Source organism: Sphingobacteriales bacterium (genome assembly GCA_016711285.1).
Lineage (GTDB): Bacteria > Bacteroidota > Bacteroidia > Chitinophagales > UBA2359 > JADJTG01.
The window spans coordinates 471064-495283 of sequence record JADJTG010000014.1; the positions used below are offsets into that span (position 1 = coordinate 471064).

The 24220-nt window shown below is 43.4% G+C and carries 33 protein-coding genes and 3 pseudogenes; 20 read left to right on the forward strand and 16 right to left on the reverse strand.

The features are described from left to right. Nucleotides 1-23 precede the first annotated feature (23 nt). The 6 genes from IPL35_14690 (at nucleotide 24) to IPL35_14715 (ending at nucleotide 2763) form a co-directional block, all read left to right on the forward strand. Nucleotides 24-599 (forward strand): hypothetical protein, encoded by a 576-nt coding sequence (locus IPL35_14690; protein MBK8444574.1) that lies wholly within the window; start codon nucleotides 24-26, stop codon nucleotides 597-599. A 55-nt stretch (nucleotides 600-654) separates the two neighbouring features. Beyond that, nucleotides 655-1242, forward strand: coding sequence for a hypothetical protein (locus IPL35_14695; protein MBK8444575.1), 588 nt, complete (start codon nucleotides 655-657; stop codon nucleotides 1240-1242). Nucleotides 1243-1329: 87 nt separating this feature from the next. Beyond that, nucleotides 1330-1611: a hypothetical protein gene (locus IPL35_14700; GenBank protein ID MBK8444576.1), complete on the forward strand. Its 282-nt coding sequence runs from the start codon at nucleotides 1330-1332 to the stop codon at nucleotides 1609-1611. 2 nt (nucleotides 1612-1613) lie between these two features. Further along, the gene (locus tag IPL35_14705; GenBank protein ID MBK8444577.1) at nucleotides 1614-1967 is read left to right on the forward strand and encodes a hypothetical protein; all 354 of its coding nucleotides are present in this window, start codon (nucleotides 1614-1616) and stop codon (nucleotides 1965-1967) included. A 103-nt stretch (nucleotides 1968-2070) separates the two neighbouring features. Beyond that, nucleotides 2071-2214 (forward strand): hypothetical protein, encoded by a 144-nt coding sequence (locus IPL35_14710; protein MBK8444578.1) that lies wholly within the window; start codon nucleotides 2071-2073, stop codon nucleotides 2212-2214. Nucleotides 2215-2379: 165 nt separating this feature from the next. Then, nucleotides 2380-2763: a hypothetical protein gene (locus IPL35_14715; protein ID MBK8444579.1), complete on the forward strand. Its 384-nt coding sequence runs from the start codon at nucleotides 2380-2382 to the stop codon at nucleotides 2761-2763. A gap of 777 nt (nucleotides 2764-3540) precedes the next feature. Here the strand turns inward: IPL35_14715 and IPL35_14720 are convergent. The 7 genes and pseudogenes from IPL35_14720 to IPL35_14750 form a co-directional block, all read right to left on the reverse strand. Further along, a complete protein-coding gene (locus IPL35_14720) occupies nucleotides 3541-3750 on the reverse strand; it encodes a hypothetical protein (GenBank protein MBK8444580.1) in 210 nt (69 codons plus the stop codon). Between the two features lie 145 nt (nucleotides 3751-3895). After that, nucleotides 3896-4169, reverse strand: a pseudogene (locus IPL35_14725) (helix-turn-helix transcriptional regulator). Between the two features lie 82 nt (nucleotides 4170-4251). Further along, nucleotides 4252-4353 (reverse strand): 30S ribosomal protein THX, encoded by a 102-nt coding sequence (locus IPL35_14730; protein ID MBK8444581.1) that lies wholly within the window; start codon nucleotides 4351-4353, stop codon nucleotides 4252-4254. A gap of 78 nt (nucleotides 4354-4431) precedes the next feature. Further along, entirely contained in the window at nucleotides 4432-4926 is a 495-nt protein-coding gene (bshC, locus tag IPL35_14735; GenBank protein MBK8444582.1) for a bacillithiol biosynthesis BshC, read from the reverse strand. Next, nucleotides 4923-5576 carry a bacillithiol biosynthesis BshC gene (bshC, locus tag IPL35_14740; protein ID MBK8444583.1) on the reverse strand — a complete coding sequence of 218 codons (654 nt, stop codon included), beginning with the start codon at nucleotides 5574-5576 and terminating at the stop codon, nucleotides 4923-4925. The genes bshC (IPL35_14735) and bshC (IPL35_14740) overlap by 4 nt, the downstream gene beginning before the upstream one ends. Next, the gene (gene bshC, locus IPL35_14745) at nucleotides 5507-6052 is read right to left on the reverse strand and encodes a bacillithiol biosynthesis BshC (protein ID MBK8444584.1); all 546 of its coding nucleotides are present in this window, start codon (nucleotides 6050-6052) and stop codon (nucleotides 5507-5509) included. The genes bshC (IPL35_14740) and bshC (IPL35_14745) overlap by 70 nt, the downstream gene beginning before the upstream one ends. 161 nt (nucleotides 6053-6213) lie before the next feature. Continuing rightward, the gene (locus IPL35_14750; GenBank protein ID MBK8444585.1) at nucleotides 6214-7812 is read right to left on the reverse strand and encodes a hypothetical protein; all 1599 of its coding nucleotides are present in this window, start codon (nucleotides 7810-7812) and stop codon (nucleotides 6214-6216) included. Here IPL35_14750 and IPL35_14755 point away from each other — a divergent pair, their 5' ends adjacent. Continuing rightward, the gene (locus tag IPL35_14755) at nucleotides 7813-8052 is read left to right on the forward strand and encodes a hypothetical protein (protein MBK8444586.1); all 240 of its coding nucleotides are present in this window, start codon (nucleotides 7813-7815) and stop codon (nucleotides 8050-8052) included. Here the strand turns inward: IPL35_14755 and IPL35_14760 are convergent. Next, nucleotides 8016-10352, reverse strand: coding sequence for a T9SS type A sorting domain-containing protein (locus IPL35_14760; GenBank protein MBK8444587.1), 2337 nt, complete (start codon nucleotides 10350-10352; stop codon nucleotides 8016-8018). The genes IPL35_14755 and IPL35_14760 overlap by 37 nt on opposite strands. A gap of 294 nt (nucleotides 10353-10646) precedes the next feature. Between IPL35_14760 and IPL35_14765 the strand changes: the two genes are divergently transcribed. The 10 genes and pseudogenes from IPL35_14765 to IPL35_14810 all read left to right on the forward strand — a co-directional run bounded on the left by IPL35_14765 (nucleotide 10647) and on the right by IPL35_14810 (nucleotide 18406). Beyond that, the gene (locus tag IPL35_14765) at nucleotides 10647-11645 is read left to right on the forward strand and encodes a hypothetical protein (protein ID MBK8444588.1); all 999 of its coding nucleotides are present in this window, start codon (nucleotides 10647-10649) and stop codon (nucleotides 11643-11645) included. 102 nt (nucleotides 11646-11747) lie between these two features. Next, complete coding sequence (locus IPL35_14770; protein ID MBK8444589.1) at nucleotides 11748-12332, forward strand: uracil-DNA glycosylase family protein; 585 nt, start codon at nucleotides 11748-11750, stop codon at nucleotides 12330-12332. Nucleotides 12333-12404: 72 nt separating this feature from the next. Further along, nucleotides 12405-12932 (forward strand): HAD hydrolase family protein, encoded by a 528-nt coding sequence (locus IPL35_14775; protein MBK8444590.1) that lies wholly within the window; start codon nucleotides 12405-12407, stop codon nucleotides 12930-12932. Between the two features lie 111 nt (nucleotides 12933-13043). Continuing rightward, nucleotides 13044-13694 carry a rhomboid family intramembrane serine protease gene (locus tag IPL35_14780; GenBank protein ID MBK8444591.1) on the forward strand — a complete coding sequence of 217 codons (651 nt, stop codon included), beginning with the start codon at nucleotides 13044-13046 and terminating at the stop codon, nucleotides 13692-13694. A gap of 72 nt (nucleotides 13695-13766) precedes the next feature. Continuing rightward, the gene (locus IPL35_14785; protein MBK8444592.1) at nucleotides 13767-14918 is read left to right on the forward strand and encodes an aminotransferase class I/II-fold pyridoxal phosphate-dependent enzyme; all 1152 of its coding nucleotides are present in this window, start codon (nucleotides 13767-13769) and stop codon (nucleotides 14916-14918) included. A gap of 136 nt (nucleotides 14919-15054) precedes the next feature. Then, nucleotides 15055-15435, forward strand: a complete 381-nt coding sequence (locus IPL35_14790; GenBank protein ID MBK8444593.1) for a VCBS repeat-containing protein — start codon at nucleotides 15055-15057, stop codon at nucleotides 15433-15435. Nucleotides 15436-15437: 2 nt separating this feature from the next. Beyond that, nucleotides 15438-15647, forward strand: a pseudogene (locus tag IPL35_14795) (VCBS repeat-containing protein). A 21-nt stretch (nucleotides 15648-15668) separates the two neighbouring features. Further along, nucleotides 15669-16049 (forward strand): annotated as a pseudogene (locus IPL35_14800) (VCBS repeat-containing protein). A gap of 223 nt (nucleotides 16050-16272) precedes the next feature. After that, a complete protein-coding gene (locus tag IPL35_14805) occupies nucleotides 16273-17574 on the forward strand; it encodes a VCBS repeat-containing protein (GenBank protein MBK8444594.1) in 1302 nt (433 codons plus the stop codon). Further along, complete coding sequence (locus IPL35_14810) at nucleotides 17549-18406, forward strand: VCBS repeat-containing protein (GenBank protein MBK8444595.1); 858 nt, start codon at nucleotides 17549-17551, stop codon at nucleotides 18404-18406. Before IPL35_14805 ends, IPL35_14810 begins: the two co-directional genes overlap by 26 nt. A 94-nt stretch (nucleotides 18407-18500) precedes the next feature. Here the strand turns inward: IPL35_14810 and IPL35_14815 are convergent, their stop codons facing one another. From IPL35_14815 to IPL35_14830, 4 genes are all read right to left on the reverse strand, one after another. Continuing rightward, nucleotides 18501-19151 (reverse strand): formylglycine-generating enzyme family protein, encoded by a 651-nt coding sequence (locus IPL35_14815; protein ID MBK8444596.1) that lies wholly within the window; start codon nucleotides 19149-19151, stop codon nucleotides 18501-18503. A gap of 38 nt (nucleotides 19152-19189) precedes the next feature. Then, a complete protein-coding gene (locus tag IPL35_14820) occupies nucleotides 19190-20593 on the reverse strand; it encodes a hypothetical protein (GenBank protein MBK8444597.1) in 1404 nt (467 codons plus the stop codon). Between the two features lie 89 nt (nucleotides 20594-20682). Further along, nucleotides 20683-20892, reverse strand: a complete 210-nt coding sequence (locus tag IPL35_14825; GenBank protein ID MBK8444598.1) for a 2-oxoisovalerate dehydrogenase — start codon at nucleotides 20890-20892, stop codon at nucleotides 20683-20685. A gap of 61 nt (nucleotides 20893-20953) precedes the next feature. Beyond that, a complete protein-coding gene (locus tag IPL35_14830; GenBank protein MBK8444599.1) occupies nucleotides 20954-21172 on the reverse strand; it encodes a type II toxin-antitoxin system HicB family antitoxin in 219 nt (72 codons plus the stop codon). Between the two features lie 21 nt (nucleotides 21173-21193). Between IPL35_14830 and IPL35_14835 the strand changes: the two genes are divergently transcribed. From IPL35_14835 to IPL35_14845, 3 genes are all read left to right on the forward strand, one after another. After that, nucleotides 21194-21487, forward strand: coding sequence for a hypothetical protein (locus tag IPL35_14835; GenBank protein ID MBK8444600.1), 294 nt, complete (start codon nucleotides 21194-21196; stop codon nucleotides 21485-21487). A 17-nt stretch (nucleotides 21488-21504) separates the two neighbouring features. Continuing rightward, nucleotides 21505-21699: a winged helix-turn-helix domain-containing protein gene (locus IPL35_14840; GenBank protein ID MBK8444601.1), complete on the forward strand. Its 195-nt coding sequence runs from the start codon at nucleotides 21505-21507 to the stop codon at nucleotides 21697-21699. A 90-nt stretch (nucleotides 21700-21789) separates the two neighbouring features. Further along, nucleotides 21790-22242 (forward strand): transposase, encoded by a 453-nt coding sequence (locus IPL35_14845; GenBank protein MBK8444602.1) that lies wholly within the window; start codon nucleotides 21790-21792, stop codon nucleotides 22240-22242. 136 nt (nucleotides 22243-22378) lie between these two features. Here the strand turns inward: IPL35_14845 and IPL35_14850 are convergent, their stop codons facing one another. The 4 genes from IPL35_14850 to IPL35_14865 form a co-directional block, all read right to left on the reverse strand. Next, nucleotides 22379-22543 carry a type II toxin-antitoxin system HicA family toxin gene (locus IPL35_14850; protein MBK8444603.1) on the reverse strand — a complete coding sequence of 55 codons (165 nt, stop codon included), beginning with the start codon at nucleotides 22541-22543 and terminating at the stop codon, nucleotides 22379-22381. A gap of 146 nt (nucleotides 22544-22689) precedes the next feature. Beyond that, complete coding sequence (locus IPL35_14855; protein MBK8444604.1) at nucleotides 22690-22896, reverse strand: type II toxin-antitoxin system HicA family toxin; 207 nt, start codon at nucleotides 22894-22896, stop codon at nucleotides 22690-22692. After that, entirely contained in the window at nucleotides 22893-23096 is a 204-nt protein-coding gene (locus IPL35_14860) for a type II toxin-antitoxin system HicB family antitoxin (protein ID MBK8444605.1), read from the reverse strand. Before IPL35_14860 ends, IPL35_14855 begins: the two co-directional genes overlap by 4 nt. Before the next feature lie 233 nt (nucleotides 23097-23329). Continuing rightward, nucleotides 23330-24076 carry a hypothetical protein gene (locus IPL35_14865; protein MBK8444606.1) on the reverse strand — a complete coding sequence of 249 codons (747 nt, stop codon included), beginning with the start codon at nucleotides 24074-24076 and terminating at the stop codon, nucleotides 23330-23332. Nucleotides 24077-24220 lie beyond the last annotated feature (144 nt).

A 24220-nucleotide genomic window follows, 5' to 3' on the forward strand; every position in this document is an offset into this window, starting at 1 on the left:
TTTACCTCAAAGTATACATTTATATGAAAATAAGAGAGAAAATGTTATTTCTGTTTCTTGGGAGTATTTTAAATAAAAAATATTTTTTATTACCGATATTCTTATTGATAATATCTTGTAAAAATAAATATACCTCAAAATTAGATAATGATTGTAAGCCTCTCATTGCTAAAGTTTATCAGGAGGAATATGTATCGCTTTTTTACAAATTAAAAATTGAAAATAAACTATCTGTAATATTTAAAGAGAAATATAAACACTATAAAAACAGAGCCGAAAATTTTTTTTATATAAAAGACTGTTTTGAAGTTGATATAAAATTTACGGGATGTATGCATAAAAATGATACTACTTATATAGGAACAGTTCCTTTTTACAAAGGAAAAGAATTAGCCAATCTTGGGTTGATATCTGATACCGTAATTTTTTACAAAAATGAGGTAATTGGTGCAATTAAAGACGACTGGGTATTTATGAGTACAAAAGAAACAAAAGAAACAGAAGATAGTATTAATAATTATCGCAATGCTTTATTCGCACCCTATGCTCGCACTCATAAAAGCAAATTTCCGAAAGAGTTGTTTGAGGATATAGAATAGAAGGTATGCAATGTTGTCATTTTATCAAAAGACAATATATATTTGTATAAACAAAATGAGAAAGATCCAACTACTATTTCTTGGGATTATTTTAACATCAATAAATAATTTCAAAAAAATAATGCTATTGTTGCTGTTTGGATTTATTTCCTGTAACTCTGAAAAAACAGGCAATAAACAAATAAATAAATCTAATATATGTAATAAGCATCTTAAAGAAGCGTATTATGAAGCATATTATAATACTTTTGTGAGGTTTAAAAATAATCAACAAGAAATACAGGCTGTTTATTCAAAAAAAGGTATCCCTTCTACTGGAGAACCAGCATTTTATATACACAATTTGTATGATATTGTAATTAAATCAAGCGATTGTTATATACAGAAAGATACCCTACATATTGGCTTAACATCTTATTATAAAGATAAAGAAATTTTTACATTAGAAATCACCCCAAGAGAAGTTTTTATAATAAATGGCGAAATTGTAGGTGAAAAATATGATGGGTATGTATTCTTAAAACCGAAGGGTTCGGATCTGATAGTGGATAGTTTTAGAAACTACTACACCCCCTTGTTTGAGGCGTATTTAATGCAACATAAAGACAAATTTCCGAAAGAGTTGTTTGAGGATATGAAATAAGCGCAAAAAGGGTGCGGTGAAATTTATATCATCAATCCCAAAAGTGTTGTTAAAGCACTTGGCTCCAAAGCTGATGATTTAGCAATTTTGGGCGCAAAGAAATCTTTGAAAGAGGGTGCTGAAAAGGGGATTCCTAAAAGCCAATTAGGTCCAAGTGGAAAACCTAAAATACATACTGTTAGTAAGCCTAATCTTAAACGAACTAAAGATGCAGCAAGGAATAATCCAAAATCAAATACAAGCCCAGTTAAACATTCAAGTGATAAAGGACAAAAAACTCATTATCATTCAACCAAAGATGGTGAAAAAATGACTGGAAAAGATAATGTGCATTATGAAAACCGTTCATCAAAAAGAAATCAGGATTAATAATGAAAAGAAAAAAATATAGTAATTTTTGGCTGGCGTTTGTCAATGTAAAAGCTAAGGAAGGCTTTTCTTTTACTGATTTAATAGATGTTGAAGGCAAACCCAATGGTGTAAAATACAAAGGAGCTTGGGCAAATGTTATTGTGAAGGCAGAAAGAATAAATGAAGCCCTAGAAATTGTTCCATTAGGATTAGGCGAATTAGATTTTGAAATCGTTTTTATTGATAAGATAGAAAATATTGGTTCATTGATTGAGCATAAGGAGATTAAGGATGATGTTAAATCGGAAGTAGATTGGCTTTTAAAAAGTGAATACGTTTTTAAGATTAGTGATAAGTTATTTCAATACAAATGAAATAAATATCTATTTATGATACCAAATCACAAACAGAATATAGCAAAATAAAAAAATGGGGAGATCGAGCTTTTGAGTAATAAAAAATTTTACAATTTAGAATATGGAAAAAGAAAAAGAAATTTTTTATGTTGAGCATATTTATGAAAAGAATAATGAGGAAGAAATAAAATTTATTGGAGTGTTTTCTTCACGTAAAAATGCTCAGGATGCAATTAATATATTAATTCTAAAACCGGGCTTTTGAGATTTTCCTATTGATTGTTTTCAAATATCAGAAGGACAATTAGATAGATATGAGTGAAAAGAAGGCTTTACAAGTTGGAAGGATGCCCTTGAAAACACATAGTAGCCTCTAAGGAGGTGGGCAGTATTGCTAAAAACACACAGAAGATGTCAGTAGATGAAATAAGTGCAAAAAGGGTGCGGTGAAATTTATATCATCAATCTCAAAAGTGTTGTTAAAGCACTTGGCTCCAAAGCTGATGATTTAGCAATTTTGGGCGCAAAGAAATCTTTGAAAGGAGTTTCTGAGGACGTAAGAAAAGGGACACAGGTAAATAGTAAGACTATGTGGAAAGGGAAAGGAAAAGATAAAGGAAGAATAGATGTTGAAAATCCTAACCCTTCTCAAAGATCTGGTCAAGTACATTATCAAGATAATAAAGGGAAAAAGTATATATATGATCCTATTACTGGGCAGTTTAAAGATGCTCCTAATAGGGTCAATGACTTATTGAAAAATTCAGAATTTAAAAGAGGTATAGAAAAAGGATTAAAATATCTTGAACACTAAAAATGGATAATTAATTCTATGAATAATATATTAAATTTTAAAATGTTGAATATCCTGATAAAAAAAGTAGTATTTAATTTTAAACTTAATACTGCTTTATGTGAGTTATTATCAGAAGGATTTATCATTCATAAGGGCTGCTATTTTCTAAAGTCACTATATGCTTCAAAGCCATATTAACGAATCAGATTTTACTGATAGTATAGGCTATGAATGTTTTATTAATTTATTCATTTTGATGATTATGTTGATATTGATATTTTTGAGCAAGCATTACTTTTTCTAACAGTTTAATCAAAGAGTGGAATGCACAGAATAACAGATTAGTATTAAAGTTAATTTTGAGCGAAACAGATTTTGGTTTTAACTTAAAGTTCCATTTATACAGAAAACAAGAATGTTGGATTGATGAAAATGATATTGACAAATTTGAAGAAGCACTAATTGTTTTTAACAGTTGCCGCTAAAGGGGCAGAGTGACAAGTTGAGACGGTTATCTCTTTCAAAGCAAAAAAAACCGACTGCCCTCTTTTATTAAATTCTACCATAAAAAAATAAAAGCCACTCAATGAGTGGCTTTTCCACTTTCCAAAACAGCAACTAAAACGGAGTTTAGGAGTTGCCAAAAAGACAAAAAATAATTTTTAATCCAATTCCAAGCTATCAATCATATCAGATCAGCCAGTTCATTAGGTTTTAGGTCGGCTTTTTCGTAAATGGTAAGCAGATAAACTGTTTCAGTTTCTATGTACAGGTATGCGATGCGTAGGAATAATGCTATAGCTCATTGAGTAAATCTTGAGCCGTTTTTAGCTTTATTTCTCCTTGTTTATGTAGGCGTACTTCTTCGGCAGCTTCTTTTAGGTCTTCCCATAAATCCACCGTAGCCACACTCATAGGCTTTGCTTTTTTCACAAAAGAAAGGCTTTTTAATACTTTCATTCCGAAAGCAGTCTCATTATCTGGTATATCTACTAATACTTTCATTGTCTAATATTTTATTCCCTTTTGATTGATAAAATCGCACAATTTATTAGTTATAAAATATTTAATTATTTGTAATAAAAAAATAATACGAAAGTATCGCCATAAAAGGAATAAGTTTTACCGATTTAATAAAACCATCCAGTATTTACAGGATATGGCTTTTTTCTGTGTTCTCCATTTTATCCAGTTCGGCTAATCGTTGGAGCATTACAGGGTCTTTAAACAAATCCGCTTTATCCGTTTCCCCTAAAAGATAGCCGACAGTAGTATTGGTTAGAAATATTTTTAGCCACATCAATACTTGGGGTCATCTTGTCTCGTTCATATCTACCAATTACCGAAATAGAAGTACTAAGAAGTTTTGCCAATTCTTCTTGTGTCATTTTTCTTTCCTTACACCGTGCTTGTATCAAAAGCATATAAAAAAAACCTTCAGGCAGGCTGCAAAGCACTGCTTGAAGGTTTTTTTGTACAAAAAAAACACGATGCAGAAAAAAACAATTATGCTTTCGGTGCTTCGGTTTTGTTCTTTTTAGGGCGAGCATTGCCATAGCTGCCCTTAAATATTTTTCCTTTTTTGGTTCTTTTATCGCCTTTTCCCATAAAAAAATGAAATAAATAAAATGAAATAATAGCGCAAAAATACTAAAAAAATTTGTTGTGTGTTTTTTTTATAAAAAATTATTGCATCGCCACCACTACAAAAGCCTCATTATGTGCTTTCGTAAGCTGATAGCAGTTTTCTATAAAAGTTGCTCCGTATTGTGCATAATATTGTATTAGGCTGTCGGTGCGCTCTTGCAGACTTTGGTTCGGAAACAGTTTCTCTTTCAGTTGTCGTATTTGCTGGCTGCTCTCGTCGTGGCGGCGTTTTTCGGCACGCAGAAACTTTGCCGCCAAATTATCCAACCCGTTGAGCATTTTTGTTTTTTCGCCTTCCACCGCTCCAAGCAAAGATTTGTCAATATCGCCCGCCTTTTGGACTAAGGTTTCAAATAATTGTTGCAGTTGTGTTTTTTCGCCTTCCAAAGATATATCCTTGCTGCTGTGGCGGCGCACATACTCATTGAGCAAACTTTCGGTTTCGTTGAATAAATCTTTGCTGCTGAGTTGCAATTTATCCATTTTGCGGCGGCTGCCGACATCTATCCACAAATAAGAATGGCGCAGCATCAATGCCGGAAAAAAATCTGCCGCGCTTCAAACAAAGTTTTCAACTGTAGCCAATAAGCTATTTCGCCGCCGCCGCCGATATACGCCAAATTCGGCAATATATACTGCTGATACAAAGGGCGCGTGATTACATTAAAACTAAAACGCTCGGGGTGCAGGGCTATTTCCTGCGCCATATTTTGCGGCGAAAATTGCAACATACTGTCGTGGATAGCAAAAGTATCGCTTGCCGCTTGGTAAATGATGCGCTTGCGCTGCCCGTTTTCAAAATAAAACAAATTGAGCGCGCGCGGCTTTGCCTGTGCATGAAAACCCGCCTGCTCCAAAGCGCGGCTTTGCGCTGCAATGAGGGCTTCTGTTTGTTCACCGTGCTGCAATTCGTTTTGTATCAGAAAAGAAGCCTCTTTTTTGAGGGCGGCGGCAGAGGCATCTAAAACCACCAAACCATATTTTCCTAACCAATGATGCAGCAAAAAGCGCGTGGCACTCATCATCGTTGCCCCCTCCGCCAAATAAGCCCGCCGCAGCAATTCCATCGTTTCGGCGGCAAAAGGAGCATTGCCCAATATGGCTTCGGTTTCATCTAAGAGCGAAGCCAAACCAACAGTGGACAAAGTGCGGCGGCAGCTCCTTGCAGGGGCGGCGAAGTCCATTCTATTTTTTTTCCGAACACAAAAAAATGATTGATTTCGGCAAAATCGTGGTCTTCGCTGTTGAGCCAAAAAACGGGTACTATATTCAAATCAGGGAATTGCTCTTTTATAAAATCGGCAACTTTGATAATGTGCAGGGCTTTGTACAATATATACAAAGGTCCTCCTGCCAAACAACATTGGTGTCCGGTGCATACGGTAAAAGTGTTTTCGCTGCGCAAATGTTGTATTTGTGCCACAGCGAGGTCATTATCGGGCAAAGCCTCATATTGTTGCAGGAGCATATCGGCGAGCACTTGTCGGGGCGGCGGCGCAAAAGCCGAGCGCAAAGCTGCAAGTTCTTGTGTTTGTAAAAGCAGGTCGGGTTGCGGGCGATGAAAATCCTGTGTAGATTCGGATTTTGCTAAAAATGCCCTTATCAAAGGCGAAAAATAAGGAAGTTCGGAATAAGATAGGTTTTCGTCAATAAAATGCATGGGTGCGGTGTGTTTTTTTTGATAGTGTTTAGTTTTTAATGATTAGTTATTAGTTAATTGCATTATTTTTAATTTATTATATCATTGATTATCATTCAATATTTAATACTACCTTTTTTTTATAATATGATGGGCAATGAAATATGGTGTTTTGGTTGCGCTCAACGCCCCACGCCAAATGCGGCACCGCCCACGCCAAATGCGGCACCGCCCACGCCAAATGCGGCACCGCCCACGCCAAATGCGGCACCGCCCACGCCAAATGCGGCACCGCCCCACGCCAAATGCGGCACCGCCCACGCCAAATGCGGCACCGCCCACGCCAAATGCGGCACCGCCCACGCCAAATGCGGCACCGCCCACGCCAAATGCGGCACCGCCCACGCCAAATGCGGCACCGCCCACGCAAAATGCGGCACCGCCCACGCCAAATGCGGCACCGCCCACGACAAATGCGGCACGGACCACGCCAAATGCGGCACCGCCCACGCCAAATGCGGCACCGCCCACGCCAAATGCGGCACCGCCCGCCAAATGCGGCACCGCCCACGCCAAATGCGGCACCGCCCACGCCAAATGCGGCACCGCCCACGCCAAATGCGGCACCGCCCCACGCCAAATGCGGCACCGCCCACGCCAAATGCGGCACCGCCCACGCAAAATGCGGCACCGCCCACGCAAAATGCGGCACCGCCCACGCAAATGCGGCACCGCCCACGCAAAATGCGGCACCGCCCACGCAAAATGCGGCACCGCCCACGCAAATGCGGCACCGCCCACGCAAAATGCGGCACCGCCCACGCAAAATGCGGCACCGCCCACGCAAAATGCGGCACCGCCCACGCAAAATGCGGCACCGCCCCCGCAAAATGCGGCACCGCCCACGCAAAATGCGGCACCGCCCACGCAAATGCGGCACCGCCCGCAAAATGCGGCACCGCCCACGCAAAATGCGGCACCGCCCACGCAAAATGCGGCACCGCCCACGCAAAATGCGGCACCGCCCACGCAAAATGCGGCACCGCCCACGCAAAATGCGGCACCGCCCACGCACAATGCGGCACCGCCCACGCAAAATGCGGCACCGCCCACGCAAATGCGGCACCGCCCACGCAAAATGCGGCACCGCCCACGCAAAATGCGGCACCGCCCACGCAAAATGCGGCACCGCCCACGCAAAATGCGGCACCGCCCACGCAAAATGCGGCACCGCCCACGCAAAATGCGGCACCGCCCACGACAAATGCACCAATGCCCACGACAAATGCACCAATGCCCACGACAAATGCACCAATGCCCACGACAAATGCACCAATGCCCACGACAAATGCACCAATGCCCACGACAAATGCACCAATGCCCACGACAAATGCACCAATGCCCACGACAAATGCACCAATGCCCACGGCAAATGCACCAATGCCCACGGCAAATGCACCAATGCCCACGGCAAATGCACCAATGCCCACGGCAAATGCAACAGTGCCCACGGCAAATGCAACAGTGCCCGCGGCAAATGCAACAGTGCCCACGGCAAATGCAACAGTGCCCACGGCAAATGCAACAGTGCCCACGGCAAATGCAACAGTGCCCACGGCAAATGCACCAATGCCCACGACATAAGCAGCAGTGCCCACGGCAAATGCAGCAGTGCCCACGGCAAATGCAGCAGTGCCCACGGCAAATGCAGCAGTGCCCACGGCAAATGCACCAATGCCCACGGCAAATGCACCAATGCCCACGACATAAGCCCACGACAAATGCAGCAGTGCTTAACTTTGACAAAGTTGGGGTGTATCCACGCAAAATGCGGCGTTTTGGCTACACTCAACACCCCCGCTCTCGCTCAGGGAGCGCAACCGAAATTAAATGTTGGCTACATCAATAGCCCACACTTTGTAGGCAGCGGCGACTTATTTTTCAAAAAACAAATCGCCCCCCACCTTTTTTTATCGCTGCAATATCAATTTACAAACCTGTGTATGCAGCCCACCTTGTAAAGTGCGACTTTGTGCCACACAAAATACAAACCCGCCGACAAATGCGCTGTTTGGATATTGCAAATATTTTCTGTCGGGTTCAAAGTAAGCAGTAGTTTTCCCTGAATATCATACACTTGCACCTGCTCCAAAGTCTGTTGTGCATCGGGCAAATATATGCGCCACGCTGCCCCGTTGGAAGGGTTGGGGGAAATTTGCAATGCACCTTCATTCGGCGGCATGGCGGCGGCAAAGTTATTTTCGGTTGGTGCTGATGTGTCGTTTTTGTTGCTGCTGCAAGGGTTGATGCGTGCCTGCAACAAACAGCCCGCTTTTGCCCGAAATCCCGCTTGCAGGCTGATGCTGTATCCTGCCAAGTAGGTCACTATTGCCCCCGAATTGATAGTATCGCGGCTGTTGATGGCTTCGCCCGCCTGATAGCTGCTGATACTGCCTGCCAAATACAAAGTATCTAATTCGTATATATTCACACAATTCAGGAAAGCATCGCATACATCGCCTACTTTATCGCTGTCGCCATCGCTTTGATTCGGATTAGCTGTAGTAATACAATTATCTATATCATCACAAAAACCATCGCCATCAGTATCCTGTGTAGCATCGTTGCCCACACAAATATCGCATACATTTAATATATAATCGCCGTCAGTGTCAGGAAATTTTCCGTCTTGTACAGTGCCTACGGTTCCGTCATACAATTCATGCGCACCGATTTCAAAACTGCAATTCTGCGGACTGATGGAGCTGTAAAAATCTACATTGGGCGGCGGAATATTGAGCGTTAAATAGGGGTGTAAACCTTCATCGCGCAGGGGCGAAGTATCCTCCAACTGATAAGCAGTGAGTTGGTCTAACAAATAAGTGTTTCCGATGGTATCTCCTTGTCCGGCGTTTTTGAGGAGCGGATTGGCGGTAGTACCGACAGCGATGCCGTTGAGCATCTCAAAACCCGCCTGCTGCCAAGCGGGTAAAGTGTGATAATAAAGCCAGTTTTCCAAGCAAAAAAGAGAATCTTCGGCGGTAAGAGAATAATAGTCATTGTTCCAGAAATACAGGCTGTCGTTGGGAAAATAGCGCACCATCGGTCGTATATTTTCGGTGACAAAAATGTTGTTGAATACCATTAAACTATCATAATCGTCTCCTTCTATGGAAATGGCAGGACCCGACCCCGAACCTTCGTTGCGGCTTTTATATATAGTATTGTTGTAGATGTAAGTATTGACAATGGGAAAATCGGGGCTTAATGCAAATAAATGTACGCTGCCGTAATCGTTGTTGGAAGCGTCATTTTCGCTGATATTATACCGAAAAACATTGTTTTCAAAAGGAGGAATAGCATAGGTTTGTACACATAAATATCCGGGTCCTACATTGTCGTGCGAGTAATTATATTGTACCACCGAATTGCTCACGCCTACATCTAAATCAAAGCCGCCGCCATCTTTGCAGGGCGATTCATTATTGTATGATTCACAGAATTGAACGAGGGCATTTTTAGCGTCCCACAGCCATATTCCTACCGGACCGGCAGAGGGGTCGTGGTTTTCAGCACCGTTGGAGTAGGCAATGCAATGTTCTATCACACAGCCGTCCACGCCGCTGACGGCTATACCGCTGCCGGAGTGAATGATGGTATCGCAGGGGACACCCTCATTGTGGTGTGCCACGCAGTCGGCGATATATAAGTTGGTGATACATTTTTCGGGATTGGTATAGTCCCATTTACCATAAGTAATTAACCCATTGTCCATATTATGGTTGAACGAAGAACGGGTAATGCTCAAATTGTTGTATCCGCTTCGTGTGCCATCGTAGGGGGCAGCTTCCAAACGCAAACCCGCCTGCAAAAAGCCGCTGCAATGCACGTCATCTACTACTATGTTCTCTAATTTCACATCATTGGGCAGGTTCATATATATAAACAAGCCCACATGGTTGCTGAAAGTCCAGGGTGGCAAATTTACGCACTCGCCGCCGCCTTCTATGAGGAGTTTCTTTAAATGGATATTCCCCAGATTATTCACGGCAACGGCGGTAGTGTCGGCATTATAAATGGTGGCTTTGCCCACGCCATAGCTGCTCACCACTATCGGTAGTGCGGCACTGCCCTGATCATTTTGATTGAACTCCAAAGTGCCTTCAAACAAGTGGAGAGCTTCGAGCAGGAGGCTATCGCCTGCCATAAATTGCTGGTTGCTGGCACGCGCCAATGTTTTCCAAGCGGTTGTAGGCGAAGTACCGCTATTATTATCGTTGCCCGCAGGACTCAGATAATAATTTTGCTGTTGGGCTGTCACATACGTATCGTTGCAAAGCAACTTTATCAGAAAAAAAACAATCGTAAAATAAATTCTCATTTATTAAATATTAAAAACCATTGAAACATAATACATTCAACAAAACCTGACTAAAACGGGTAAAAATACTTGCTTTTTCAGGAATAATGAATTTTAAATATTATTTTTTGACATCAAATCGTCATTTTCATATCCGGTTTTTCTGTTTTCATATCCGATATATTCCTGTTCGCTTGCATTTTATATCTTGTAATCGCCCGAAAATATTAATTTTGCATCTTTAACACTTGCGACATGAAAATATTGAATTTGTGCTATACTTTATTGTACCTGCTCTTTGCCAATATGCTTGGCGGTCAGTTGATGACGGCTCAAACCCGCTACGAAAAAAAAGCCATTAATACCAATGAAGGTATCAAAAAAGATAATATCAAATACATCTGGCACAGCGGCACAGCTTTACTGAAAACGGGTTTAAAATTGAAAGGTTCATTCAAATATCAGGAAACAAAAACCGGTGTGCCTAAGATTATTGTAAAAGATGAGCAGTTGAAAGAAGAAAAAATCGTGGATTTGCCGATGTTTGAGCGTTTGGATTTGCAGGGAGCAGAGCGCGTACTCAATGCCAAAGACGGTCAAACGCACTTTGTGTGGATAGAGGAATACAACGATATATTGCGAGTGGTGCGCAACGGAGGCATTAAGGTATATGATAACTCCCGCATTGTTTCCGAAAAATACAAATACATCACCGGCTATACCTTGCTGGCACATAAAAACGATAAAGAAAAACTGTCGGTATTGAAGCAGGTAAAAGATTTGGAGGATTTGATGCGCGACCGCCCTTATTTTATGCAGTCGGCGCACGCCAACGGCAAAATAAAATCAAAAGATTTGCGGGTGGTGATGTATTTGGTAGATTTGTACAACGACCCCAATCCGATGGAAACGCTGCAATGGGAAAATGCGCAGATACGCCTCAAAAACGGACAACTCCTCGAAGGAAAAGCGGTTATTCAGCCTTTGGATTTGCGCAATGAATTTAATACAGATAATTATGCTTATGTGCATTTTCACGATGGAAAAGATTTTCGCCTGCTGCGCAATGACGAAATCAGCCAGCTTACTGTGGGTACTCATTCGTATTTGCAGGGTTTTTACAGCCTCACCGACAAACAGTTTTTTGGTATTCCGTGGAGCTACAACGGCAAAAATTACCTCATCGCCACACAAATTGTCAATGCCAAAAGCTATTTCTTTACCAACCGCAACTCGGCGGCGAAGATTGGGTGATGATGGAAGATGTGGCGGGTTCGTATCGCCGTGCTGCCAACGAAGCTGAATTGCGCATTTTGTACAGCAAAGCCGGCGGACAATAGTTTGTAATGAATGGAAATGACCCCACTCGCCGCACTGCTCTCCGACATCAAGGCTTGTACGATTTGCAAAGACGTACTGCCTTTTGCGCCCAATCCGGTGTTGCGAGTGCAGGAAACTTCCAAAATTCTCATTATCGGACAAGCTCCCGGGTTGCGTGTTCAACTCACCAACCTGTCATGGAACGACCGTAGCGGCGATGAATTGCGCCGTTGGTTGGGTGTGAGCCGTACTCAATTTTATGATACCGACATTTTCAGTATTATGCCTCTGGGGTTCTGTTATCCGGGCAGGGGCACACACGGCGATTTGCCGCCCCGCCCCGAATGTGCCCCCGCTTGGCATCGGCGCGTATTGGCGTTGTTGCCCGACATTTCATTAGTATTGCTCATCGGGCAATATGCGCAACGCTATTATCTCGGCAAAACGGCATACCCTACCCTCACCGAAACCGTTTCAAAGGCAGAACAATATTTACCTTTGTATTTTCCCTTGGTTCACCCTTCGCCGCGCAACAAACGCTGGCATATCAAAAATCCTTGGTTCGCCACTGATACCATACCTTTGTTGCAAAGTGTAGTGCAGCCTTATTTATCATCATAAAAACAGATGATTTTTTTTGCATTGCATAGAATATCTGTTTTTTTACACACAAAACACACATCATTATCATATATGAACAAAGTACATTTTTTTGAAAAACTGAAAGGTATTAAAGCGTTTTTTTTAGATATAGACGGCGTGCTGACCAATGGCAATTTGCTCATTACCGAAAATGGCGAACTGCTGCGCACTATGCATGTAAAAGACGGCTACGCCCTCAAAAAAGCAGTAGACGAGGGTTATTTTGTGGCGGTAATCAGCGGCGGGAAATCGGAAGGAGTGCGCATAAGATTGCAGCGTTTGGGAATTGAGGAAGTGCATTTGGGCGTACAAGATAAAGTAGCGGTTTTTGAAGAATTGTGTCGTCAATACGGGCTTCAACGCCACGAAACCGTTTTTATGGGCGATGATTTTCCTGATTACGAAGTGCTACAAAAAGCCGAAGCCGCCACCTGCCCCTGTGATGCTGCCCCTGCCATTATGGAATTGTGCGATTATATATCGCCTTACAAGGGCGGCGAAGGCTGTGTGCGCGACCTCATAGAAAGCACTTTACGCTTGCAAGGAAAATGGAACGAGCCTTTGGCGAGCAACGAATAAACACTATTTTTTGCACGTTTTACTTTGATTTTTGATAATGCCGAATGAACTATTCTGCATGTTTTGATATTTTATTATCAATTCAAAAATAATTTTTATTTAAAAAACCGAATGAAACAAGAATTAGAACACCTGAAAGATAATTTATTTGTACCTTTTGTGTTTGTATTGATTTTGTGGATAGTGCAGGTGGTTCAAGTCCTTTTTAATATTGATTTGGGCTACTACGGCGTATTGCCGCGCACACAATACGGTTTGCAGGGCATTTTATTTTATCCTTTTATTCACGGCGATTGGGGGCATTTGTTTTCCAACAGTATTCCTGTTTTTGTGCTGCTTTTTATTTTGCTCACCTCTTATCGCACGATCGCTTGGCGAGTGTGGATACTGATATGGCTGTTGTCGGGTGTGGGAATTTGGCTCTTCGGGCGCGAAAATTTTCATATAGGAGCCAGTGGTTTGATTTACGGTTTGGCGTTTTTTATATTTTTTAGCGGTATTTTTCGCCGCGACCTCAAATCTATGGCGGTGGCTTTGTTGGTGGCGTTTTTGTATGGCGGTATTGTATGGGGCTTGTTGCCTTTGCAGGAGGGCGTTTCTTTTGAAGGGCATATCACCGGAGCTGTTGCGGGCATGTTCTGCGCTTATTATTATCGTTCCGTTAATTTACCGCCCAAAAAACAATGGAACGAACCCGACCCCCATGCGCCGCATATAGAAAGGCAGTTTTGGGTGCGCGAAAAAAATGAAGATGTGCTGTAAAACAGCAACACAGAAAAACGTATCTTTGGCGTTTGTCGTCTTTGTGGGCAGATTATAACCTTCATTGTAGCTATGCGTTTTTCTATTCCTTCCAAATTTCCCGAAATGGGTACTACCATTTTTACGCTGATGTCACAGGTGGCGCAGGAGTGCGGAGCTATTAATTTATCGCAGGGCTTTCCTGATTACGACTGTTCGCCGCACTTGCAAAGTTTGGTATATGAATATATGCGACGCGGCTTCAACCAATACGCACCCATGGCGGGAGCAATGCCGCTGCGCGAAGCCATTGCCCGCAAAGTGGAATTGCTCTACGGCACTATCCTCCAGCCCGCTACCGACATCACCATCACTGCCGGAGCTACACAAGCCATTCATAATGCTATTACTGCGGTGCTGCACGCCGGCGATGAAGCCATTGTTTTTGAGCCGAATTACGATTCTTATGTACCCGCCATTGAATTATGCGGTGCAAAACCGCTTTTTGTGCGCTTGGAAAGCCCCGACTATCGTATTCCCTGGCAACAGGTACGAGCCGTTATCAGTTCGCGCACCCGTCTGCTCATCGTCAATTCGCCGCACAATCCCAGTGGCAGCGTGCTGCGTGCAGAAGACATTGAAGCATTGCGCCGTTTGTGCAACGACTATCCTCAACTTTGTATCATCAGCGATGAAGTATATGAACATTTGATTTTTGATGGTCGCACGCACCACAGTATGTTGCGCTATCCCGATTTATTGGAGCGTTCTTTTGTGTGTTTTTCTTTCGGAAAATTATTTCACAATACAGGCTGGAAAGTGGGTTATTGTATTGCACCCACTGCTTTGAGTGCCGAGTCGCGGAAAATTCATCAATTTAATGTGTTTTGTGTCAATCACCCCGTACAGTTGGCGTTAGCGGATTTTTTAGACGATGCCACTTCTTATCGTTCTTTGGCTACCGAATATGCCCGCAAGCGCGACCTTTTTGCGGAATGTCTTGCACCTTCACGCTTTCGGTTGCTGCCCTGCGAGGGTTCTTATTTTCAGTGTGCGGATTATTCGGCGATTTCGGCGGAAGAAGACCGCACTTTCGTGCAGCGATTGGCACGGGAATACGGCGTGGCGGCAATTCCGGTGTCGGCGTTTTATCACGATGGCTTCCAACAAACAACCCTACGTTTTTGCTTTGCCAAAAAAGACGAAACCTTATATCGCGCTGCCGAAAAATTGGTAAAAGTATAGCTTAGTGCATTAAACCTGCCAAAAGGCACAACACCTGACACCTTTGTATTTCTTTAATTATTTTTCTTTTTTTTCAATAATTTTGACCGAATATTTAATAGCAAGTCCTTTTTACCCATTTTTACAATAGAATTTTATGCGCTCTGCTTACATCTTCCTGCTCCTCTGTTGTGCTGCTGTCGGCTGCCGCAACAACGAACCCACCACCACTGATGCCAACAATGCCGCCGCCAATCCCGCCAATGCGCTCTTCACTCCCTTGAATTATGAAGAAAGCGGTATCACTTTTAAAAACCGCATCGTAGAGCAGGGGAAATTTAATATTTTCACCTATGAATACCTGTACAACGGAGCAGGCGTAGCCGTAGGCGACATCAACAATGACGGGCTGACGGATATTTATTTTTCGGGAAATATGGTTCCGAACAAATTATTTTTGAATAAAGGAAATTTAAAATTTGAAGATATTACGGAGACGGCAGGTGTGGACTGCAACCAAGGTTATAAACCCAGATAACCATGGCAGATGTAAACGGAGACGGCTTTTTGGATTTGTATGTGTGCCGCTCGGTATCGGCTGAACCCTCCGACCGCCAGAATTTATTGTTCATCAACAACGGCGACCTCACTTTCAGCGAACGCGCCCAAGAATATGGTTTAAACAATGCGGGATATTCTACACAGGCTTATTTTTTTGATTACGATAAAGACAATGATTTAGATTGTTATTTGCTCAATCACCCGCGCAAAATGACCGATGCCAACGATATACCTTTGGCTTATGATAAAAATAATAAACTGACGATAAAGGAGGATACCACACAATATTACATAGCCGACCGCTTTTATGAAAATACAGGTACTAAATTTGTAGAAGCCAACAAAAAAGTAAAACTCCGCCCTTACGACAACGGCTTTGGTTTGAGTGCTGCCATTGCCGACTTCAACAACGACTTTTACGAAGATATTTTTGTCGCCAACGATTATATCCGCCCCGATTTTTATTACCAAAATACGGGCAAAAAAACTTTCTCCGAAGAAGCCAACCGCCATTTTCAACATTTTTCGCTCTCTTCAATGGGTTCAGACTGCGGCGACATCAACAATGATGGCTTTCTGGATTTATTTGTGGCGGATATGGCTGCCGATGATGCCATACGGCAAAAACAACTCTTTTCGCTCAATACCAACCACGACAAATTTAAACTGATTGAAAACAGCGGACTGGGCTGTCAATATGCCAAAAACATGCTCCATATCAACAATGGCGACGGCACTTTCAGCGAAGTGGCACACCTGCTCAGCATCGCTGCCACCGACTGGAGCTGGACTCCCCTTTTTGCCGATTTTGACAATGACGGCTGGCAAGATTTGTTTGTTGCCAACGGTTTGCGCCGAGATCTATGGTATAGATTCTATCAAAAAATATCAGCAGAGCAATCCGCAACAACAAATCAAAATAGACGAATTGCTCAAAGCCCTGCCCAGTGTGCCTTTATCTAATTATTTGTACCACAACAAAGGGAATCTTGTTTTTGAAAATATAGCCGCCGACTGGGGTTTGGGAAAACCCAACTTCACCAACGGCTGTGCTTATGCCGATTTGGACAATGACGGCGATTTGGATTTAGTGATGAATCACTTGGACGAGCTTTCCGTCATTTACCGCAACAATGCTCAAAATCAGCAGGCACAAAACAATTATTTGCGCATACGGCTCGAAGGAGATGGAAAAAATCCAAACGGCATAGGCAGTGTGGTAAAAATCACGTTGCCCGACGGCAGCCAACAAATCCGCAATCTGATGCCCACACGCGGCTATCTTTCTACCGTAGAACCCTACCTGCATTTTGGTTTGGGAAAAGAAACGGCTGTGGCTAAAATAGAGATTTTTTGGGCAAACGGAAAATATCAGATGATGGAAGATTTGAAAGCGAATCAGGCGGCTTCTTTCAAAATCGCCGAAGCACAGGGCAGTGCGCCGCCGACTACTTCTCCGAAACCGCTTTTTGAAAATATCACCACCGCAACCGTGCAGCATTTCAGCCCCGAAAATGATTATATCGATTTCAAGCGCGAGCCGCTGCTGCCGCATAAATTTTCGCAGGGAGGTCCTAATCTAAGTGGTGGTGATGTAAACGGCGATGGTTTGCAGGATTTTTTTGTAGGCGGCTGCAAAGGGCAGGCAGGAGCTATTTATTTACAACAAAAAAACGGAAAATTTGAACGCAGTAAAGCCAATACCCTCACCTTCGCTGCCGACAGCAGCTACGAAGATGCCGAAAGCCTCTTGTTGGATACCGACCAAGACGGCGATTTGGATTTGTATGTCGTAAGCGGCGGCAATGAATACGAAGCCGAAAGTCCTTTTTATCAAGACCGCCTCTATATCAATGACGGTAAAGGGAATTTCGGCAGAAGCACGCAACCTTTGCCCAAAACCATACACAGCGGTGCTTGCATCGCTGCCCACGATATAGACGGCGACGGCGATTTGGATTTATTCAGAGGCGGAAAAGTGATTTCGGGACAATATCCGCTGCCACCGCGCAGCTATTTATTGCGCAACGACCAGGGCATTTTTACCGACATCACCGAACAAGCCGCGCCCGCCCTCAAAAAATATAGGTATGGTGACAACCGCACTATGGGCTGATACAGACGGCGACCAACAAAGCGAACTCATCATTGCGGGCGAATGGTTGCCGATAACCATATTGAAGCAAAAAAACAACGTTTTTGAAGCAACAGAAAGCGGAACTGCCAATAGCAAAGGCTGGTGGAATGTGTTGCTCGCCGAAGATATGGACGGCGACGGCGACCTAGACCTCATCGGCGGCAATCGCGGCTTAAACTGCAAAATAACCGCCACCGAACAAGAACCCGCCACCATAGATGCCAAGGATTTTGACAAAAACGGCAGTGTTGATGCGCTTATTTCTTATTATATACAGGGAAAAAGCTATCCGATGTACATGCGCGACCAGCTTTTTGAACGGCTGCCTTATTTGAAACGCCGCCTTTTGCGCTACAAAAATTATTCGGGAAAAAGCATAGCCGAAATTTTAAATAAAGAAGAACTCCAAGACGCGCTGCATTTAGAAGCCAAAAATTTTGCCACCACTTACTTTGAAAATACGGGCAAGGGCGTTTTTACCGCCAAAACACTGCCGATATACGCACAATTTTCTACGGTGCAAGCAATGGCAGTCCGCGATTTTGACGGCGACGGCATCAAAGATATATTGCTCTGCGGCAACGACTACTCGCCCGAAGTAGCCACCGTGCGCTACGATGCCTCGGTGGGTCTGCTGCTCAAAGGAATGAAAAACGGCACTTTCGCGCCCATACACCCCTTAGTGAGTGGTTTTAAAGTGCGCGGCGAAGCCAAATATCTGCTGCCTTTGCAGACGGCTTCGGGCGAAGAAATTTACATCATCGCCCAAACGAATGATAGTTTGCAGGTGTATAGAAAAAGGAAGGGGTAGCTTGCTGCCCGCTCCGCAACACAATGTATAACGCAATGTAGTGGCTTATCTTTTTTTTAGCTCTATAAATGAAGGGGATACCCTCCCCTTAGAACTATAAAGCCAAACGAAAACCGAAATAGTAGGCACGACGATCGGGGAAACTGCCGTCGCGATTAGCTACACGGCAGTCTGGCAAATAGCTTTCCCAACTACCGCCCCGAAGCACACGGTGTGAGCTAGAATTCGGTCCGGTGGGGTTGGTAGTCGGGCTAATTTTGTAATAGTTGCAATCGTACCAATCTTGGCACCATTCCCACACATTGCCGCTCATATCGTATAGCCCGAGTTCGTTGGCTTGTTTTTGCCCTACGGTGCAGGTTATATTGTCGATATCGTACCAGCCTACTTGTTCAAGATTATTACTACCTGCATAGGTATAGCCTTTGCTGTATTTACCCCCTCGGGCGGCGTATTCCCATTCGGCTTCGGTGGGCAGCCGGAAATCGGCGGGCTGTCCCGCTTTTTCCATTATAGCGTTCAGCTTTTTTATAAACGCTTGGGCATCTTCCCAACTCACGCTTCCTACGGGCAGGTTGTCGCCTTTCCAGTGGCTGGGGTTGTTGTGCATGACTGCCTGCCACTGGGCTTGGGTGAGGGGGTATTTGGCTATTTGGTAGCTGCTTAGGGTTACTTGGTGTATGGGTTTTTCATCGCTATCTTCATTGCTGCCCATCATAAAGGAGCCGCCTTCTACTTCTACCATATCGGCGAGGAGTTGTTGGAGGGGGGCGGGGAGTGTTTTTAGTTTTTCGGCTTGTTCGCGGGCTTGGCGTTGGCGTTCTGCTTCTTCTCTTTCTCTGGCTTCTTGGGCGGCTTTTTTCGCGGGCTTGGCGTTCTTTGCTTGTCGCTGTTCTTCTTCGCGGGCTTGGTGTTGGCGTTCGGCTTCTTCGCGTTCTCTTGCTTCTTGTGCGGCTTTTGTTTTTGTATTTTCCGCTCGGCGGCTTCGTCAATTTTGCGTTTTTCTTCGCGTTTGGCTTGTAGTTCGGCGTTTTCTTGCAAAAATTGGTTTTGGGCGTTTTGCAATATTTGTTGCAGTTCGTTGCGGTGGTTTTCGGGTAGGCAGTCGGTGGCGTTGGTATCTATGAGTTGGAGGGTGGTGGTGGTATAGGGCTTGGGCAGGGCTTGCAGCATCCAGTAGCCGTCAATGAGGTTTTGTACTTGGGCGGCTACTATGAGGGCAAGGGCGGTTTCGAGGGTTTCGGTGGAGTTGTGTTGTGTTTTTATTTCCATAATTTGGCTGCGTTTGAGGGTAAAGGCAACAAAGTCGTCTTGCTCGTCGGTGGCGAGGTAGGGTATGTAGTCGTCGTCGAAAGCGAGGTGTTCTTTTACAATGCCGGTGTGCTGTATGCGAATGTCGAGGCTGCTGCCGTTCATTTGTGCATAAATGACCATAGCGGGCAGTTGGGCAAGCTCCTGACTGAGCAGCAAGCGGGCGTGTTCGCCGTCCATATTTTTGCGGGTAATGTCGTTCACAAGGGCATAATTGCCGCTATTGCTGTTGTGGCGGTTGAGCAGGTTAAAGGCTTCCTGCACGGGGTTGAAGTATTTGATGTCGCTATCGAAGTGGGTGTTGAACAACACAACGGGGCGTTGAATGCCGTGTTGAGTTTTGTGGCGGTGCTGCTGCAACACGGATATAGGTGTGGCACCGCGCTGTTCTAAGTAGCGCAAATAGGCGGCGTGGTGTTGCTGCTCAATATTGCGTTGGTGTGCCAGCAAGTTGTCCAATACTTTGAGCTTCCCTTGTGCATCGGTTTGTCGGTCGAGTAGGTCGAGGTCGTGGAGTTGTTTTTGGTGAAACGCTTCCAAATCGTGGCGGTGCTTTTGTTCGAGCATTTGGGCGTTGTGGTGCTGCCTAACAAGCTCCAATTTTTCGGCGTGCCATTGGCGTTCGGCTTCTATTTCTTTGGTAAAAGCCTGTTGGTTTTCTTGCAACAGCAGTTGGTGGCGGCGGTTGTGGGCATCGTTGGCGGCGCGGTACAGGAAATTTAGTTCGGCGTTTTCTTTTTCAAAAGAGAGTCGGTCGCGTTGGAGGGCTAAACCGTCGTAGCGCGATTGATTGCTTCTAAACAAAGAGGTAACGTTGTTGGCTATCATACTCAAAGAACTCAAAGCCAATAGGGGTGGAATAGGAGGAATAGGCATAATGTTTTAGTTTTTTGTGTTAAGTAATTAGGTTAATGAAAAAATGTGTTGAGTGTTTTAAAATGTCGCACTTAGGTCGCGGGGTATTTTCATAGCACCAATACTTCATCTTTTACAAAATGAAGGCGCAGCAAAGTCGGCATTTCGTGGGGTTCAAAATGACAGCGCACCGCATCGGCTATTTGCGTTTTGAGTTCGGCGTAGGTATCGGCTTCGGTGAAAACAGCCTGCCCAAGAGCTTGTGCTGTGTAGCCGCCTTCGGGTGCCTCTTGTATCAGAAATATGAGTTCGGCGTTCATTCGTTTTTAAGTTTTAATATTAGATGTATATTTTTGGGCGTTGAAAAATACACAAACTTTATCAGGCAAACAAGAGCCGCCCTTTGGGTGTAGGTATGGGGCGTTGCAGGGCGGTGGCGGTTTCTATCCATTCGGCAATGATTGTTTCGGCATTTTGTAAACATTCGGCATAAGTCGCCCCGTCCGCTTTGCAGCCTGCCAATTCGGGTATCTCGGCAATATAGGCTTGGTCGGGTTCGCTCCAATATAGGATAATACCATTAAAACAACTATTTGGCATAGTTATTATGGTATGGTAATTATGTCATTACCCATAGAACTTATCATAAAAGAGTCAGCAGATTACCTAAAACAGCTACATAAAAAAGCCAAAAGGAAGGGCGTTTCTAAAATAAAGATGTTGATGAATATCCAAAGCGGTATCCACCACAATCATCTTCTTGCCATCAAGTCAGGGGCTTCTGTGCGTTCGATAAACAGGTGGAAAGCTACTTACCAATCGCAGGGACTTGATGGATTGCTCAGGGACAATAGAGGTGGTGATTTCCGTAGCCAACTCGAGACAGCAGACAAGGAGCGGATATCGCAAAGCTAAAAGATCCCAAGAATGGGTTGCGCAGCTACAAAGAAGCACAGCAGTGGCTGAAGTCGGAGTTGGGTATTGAAAAACAATACAATACGGTAAGGATGTATCTGAAGCGAAACTTTGGCACAAAACTCAAGGTGGGTAGAAAAAGCCATATCAAAAAGGACGAAGCGGCGGTTGATACTTTTAAAAAACTTATCAAACACGCTAGAAGGCATTAAAAATAAGGAGTTTCGTCTTTCAGGCTGCCAGTGTATAAATATTTATGTTGCTGACGAAAGCAGGGTCGGGTTATTGCCCAATATAAGACGATGCCTTACCGCAAAGGGCGTAAAACCCATCGTAGCTTACCAACATCGCTTCCAAAACTTCTATCTCTTTGGTGCCTATTCCCCATCAACGGAGAAAATCTTACCTTAGAAATGCCTTACTGTAATACGGTCTGCTTTCAAATATTTATAGATAAACTCTCCGTACAAAAGCCTGAAGAATTCAAGATAATTCTACTTGACAATGGTGCTTTTCACCACAGCCGACAATTGGTAATTCCTAAAAATATTCATCTGTTGTTTATTCCTCCTTACTCTCCCGAATTAAACCCCGCAGAGATGATATGGCGATTCATCAAGGGCAAAACTGCTAACATTATTTGCAAAGATCTGGAAGAACTCTCCGCCAAAGTCACTGATATTATCAACGATATGAGTAACGTTATCATTCAATCCATTACAGGTTGGAAACTTTTTACAAACTGTGCCTTTTAGATGTTTATTTGGTATAATTTCGTACTTAAAAGCAGGTTTATTCTTTGTCATTGTTGCTGTGTTGTATATTAAAATCGTTGTGTAATTGATATTTGAGCAATAATTCACGTACTTGTTTCACTTGATAGGGTTTGGCTTATTTGTCGTGTCGGGCTTGCAAATTGATAATGTCGGGAATATCCTCTTTGGTAAAAATATGGTGGCTTCCTTTTATTCTCTCCGTAAATCCGAGGCGGAGCAAAAGTGTGCAAAGATCGCTGAAAGCCATATTTCGGTCGGATAAACCCGACACAATACCCATTTTAAAATTTTGGCTATTTTGGTCATATTTCGCTGTTATAGTCCATCAAATTTTATATCAGCACCCGCCGATGCCTCCTGTATCAGAAATATGAGTTCGGCGTTCATTATGTCACTATTTCGTGGGTTTTAAAAAAAGTACAAGACTCATAAGTCATCTTCCCCAACCTCCATAATTTTGAGCAATGCCTTGAGCAAGCCGATTTTTAAAGGTACATTGCCATGCACAGGAATAGATAGCCGTTCTACTCTGCCTTGTTTGGCATAAATATAGTGGCTGCCTTGTATTCTTTTAAGTTGCCAACCTGATTTTTCAGCTATTGCGCAAAGTTGTTTTCCGGATAGCTGTTTCATATTGCAATTTCCATTACCTGAGTATTAGGTGTGTCTTTAGGCAAATCCACATCTACCGCCAAACAACCTTCAATAGCTTCGTATAAATTTTGCAATAAGTCTTCAAATGTTTCACCTTGTGTCAGGCAGCCCGGAATTGCAGGCACTTCTGCCCAATAGCCGCCTTCTTCAGCCTGATGAATAAGTACTTTTATTTTCACGGCGATTTTTTTATAAAGATATGATTTTTTAATTTAAACACCAAAAGCCAAACCTTCGGAGATTGCGAACTACAGCTTGGATTTTTATTTTTTTTTAGCTCTATAAATGAAGAGGATACCCTCCTTATAACTAAAAGGCAACACGAAAACCGCAGTCGCAGTTCTGGTCGCCAGCCTCCTGTATCAGAAATATGAGTTCGGCGTTCATTCGTTTTTAAGTTTATGATGTCATCTTATTTAATAAAAGCAAGATAAGCGGCGGCTTCTACAAAACTGTCGCTTGTACCTACCCAATTGCCGTTGGCATCGTAAATCTTGCCGCCGTCCACCTTTCCCCAATAGTCGTTAGCAATTGACCAACCTTGGTTATGTATCTCGCCCTTTTGGTTTACGTTGCAAATGAGGCGGTCATTGCCTCCGTGGTTGTTAATATCGTATATATAATCAGTGAGTCCGTCTGAGCTATGCGTTACAAATCCTACTTTTTCTATCGTGCCGTCTAATTTGTGTTGATAGATAATATCGTCAATCACTTCAATTTTTACTTGTCCGTCGCTATATGCCGAGTGTAGTTGGAGGTGGTTGTCGTTGTTGTCTAAATGGCTGTGTTCGTTGGGCAAACTGTGAGGTTGGTGTGCCAAAATCGGCTGTTGTAGTTGTTGTTCAAAATGATTAAAATCGGGCAGCCCAAAATTATTGAGGTTTGGCAATCCAGCATCGTTCAAAATAGAGGGGTCGTTTAAGTTCAAAGCAGCAGCATCTGTATCGGGGTTCAGGAAGGAAGCGGGGTCTTCCAAAATAGGGAATCCACTTTCATTAAAAAAATCGGTAGTGGGTTGATGCTGATGCAAATCCGCAATATTGTTTTGCTCCATAGCATCATCAAAACCCGAAGTATCCACTTGGTTAAGCGGGTTGCTGTGGTTTAAGTCGTCGGCAAAATTTTTGAATGCCTCGAATTGTGTCAGTAGGTTGTCCATAAGAAAAAAATTTTTTAGGTATATGAAATAATAAGGTCAATAATGAATAAGGCAGTCCTATAATTTTGAGTTTTCATTTAGCAAAATCTCGCTTACATATACTCAATAATTACATATAAAATTAAAAAAACATTTTCGATAAAA

What these genes read in the sequence shown, in the direction of transcription:
- IPL35_14825 (MBK8444598.1), bottom strand. Translation starts at nt 20,892, where the DNA reads ATGAACGCCGAACTCATATTTCTGATACAAGAGGCACCCGAAGGCGGC.
- IPL35_14730 (MBK8444581.1), bottom strand. Translation starts at nt 4,353, where the DNA reads ATGGGAAAAGGCGATAAAAGAACCAAAAAAGGAAAAATATTTAAGGGC.
- IPL35_14690 (MBK8444574.1), top strand. Translation starts at nt 24, where the DNA reads ATGAAAATAAGAGAGAAAATGTTATTTCTGTTTCTTGGGAGTATTTTA.
- IPL35_14710 (MBK8444578.1), top strand. Translation starts at nt 2,071, where the DNA reads ATGGAAAAAGAAAAAGAAATTTTTTATGTTGAGCATATTTATGAAAAG.
- bshC (MBK8444584.1), bottom strand. Translation starts at nt 6,052, where the DNA reads ATGCATTTTATTGACGAAAACCTATCTTATTCCGAACTTCCTTATTTT.
- IPL35_14845 (MBK8444602.1), top strand. Translation starts at nt 21,790, where the DNA reads ATGCCTTACCGCAAAGGGCGTAAAACCCATCGTAGCTTACCAACATCG.
- IPL35_14820 (MBK8444597.1), bottom strand. Translation starts at nt 20,593, where the DNA reads ATGCCTATTCCTCCTATTCCACCCCTATTGGCTTTGAGTTCTTTGAGT.
- IPL35_14815 (MBK8444596.1), bottom strand. Translation starts at nt 19,151, where the DNA reads ATGGTAGAAGTAGAAGGCGGCTCCTTTATGATGGGCAGCAATGAAGAT.
- IPL35_14790 (MBK8444593.1), top strand. Translation starts at nt 15,055, where the DNA reads ATGCGCTCTGCTTACATCTTCCTGCTCCTCTGTTGTGCTGCTGTCGGC.
- IPL35_14865 (MBK8444606.1), bottom strand. Translation starts at nt 24,076, where the DNA reads ATGGACAACCTACTGACACAATTCGAGGCATTCAAAAATTTTGCCGAC.
- IPL35_14810 (MBK8444595.1), top strand. Translation starts at nt 17,549, where the DNA reads ATGGTGACAACCGCACTATGGGCTGATACAGACGGCGACCAACAAAGC.
- IPL35_14780 (MBK8444591.1), top strand. Translation starts at nt 13,044, where the DNA reads ATGAAACAAGAATTAGAACACCTGAAAGATAATTTATTTGTACCTTTT.
- bshC (MBK8444583.1), bottom strand. Translation starts at nt 5,576, where the DNA reads ATGGACTTCGCCGCCCCTGCAAGGAGCTGCCGCCGCACTTTGTCCACT.
- IPL35_14855 (MBK8444604.1), bottom strand. Translation starts at nt 22,896, where the DNA reads ATGAAACAGCTATCCGGAAAACAACTTTGCGCAATAGCTGAAAAATCA.
- IPL35_14755 (MBK8444586.1), top strand. Translation starts at nt 7,813, where the DNA reads ATGCAGCAGTGCTTAACTTTGACAAAGTTGGGGTGTATCCACGCAAAA.
- IPL35_14705 (MBK8444577.1), top strand. Translation starts at nt 1,614, where the DNA reads ATGAAAAGAAAAAAATATAGTAATTTTTGGCTGGCGTTTGTCAATGTA.
- IPL35_14765 (MBK8444588.1), top strand. Translation starts at nt 10,647, where the DNA reads ATGAAAATATTGAATTTGTGCTATACTTTATTGTACCTGCTCTTTGCC.
- IPL35_14695 (MBK8444575.1), top strand. Translation starts at nt 655, where the DNA reads ATGAGAAAGATCCAACTACTATTTCTTGGGATTATTTTAACATCAATA.
- IPL35_14805 (MBK8444594.1), top strand. Translation starts at nt 16,273, where the DNA reads ATGACGGCTGGCAAGATTTGTTTGTTGCCAACGGTTTGCGCCGAGATC.
- IPL35_14720 (MBK8444580.1), bottom strand. Translation starts at nt 3,750, where the DNA reads ATGAAAGTATTAGTAGATATACCAGATAATGAGACTGCTTTCGGAATG.
- IPL35_14775 (MBK8444590.1), top strand. Translation starts at nt 12,405, where the DNA reads ATGAACAAAGTACATTTTTTTGAAAAACTGAAAGGTATTAAAGCGTTT.
- IPL35_14850 (MBK8444603.1), bottom strand. Translation starts at nt 22,543, where the DNA reads ATGGGTATTGTGTCGGGTTTATCCGACCGAAATATGGCTTTCAGCGAT.
- IPL35_14835 (MBK8444600.1), top strand. Translation starts at nt 21,194, where the DNA reads ATGTCATTACCCATAGAACTTATCATAAAAGAGTCAGCAGATTACCTA.
- IPL35_14770 (MBK8444589.1), top strand. Translation starts at nt 11,748, where the DNA reads ATGACCCCACTCGCCGCACTGCTCTCCGACATCAAGGCTTGTACGATT.
- IPL35_14785 (MBK8444592.1), top strand. Translation starts at nt 13,767, where the DNA reads ATGCGTTTTTCTATTCCTTCCAAATTTCCCGAAATGGGTACTACCATT.
- IPL35_14830 (MBK8444599.1), bottom strand. Translation starts at nt 21,172, where the DNA reads ATGCCAAATAGTTGTTTTAATGGTATTATCCTATATTGGAGCGAACCC.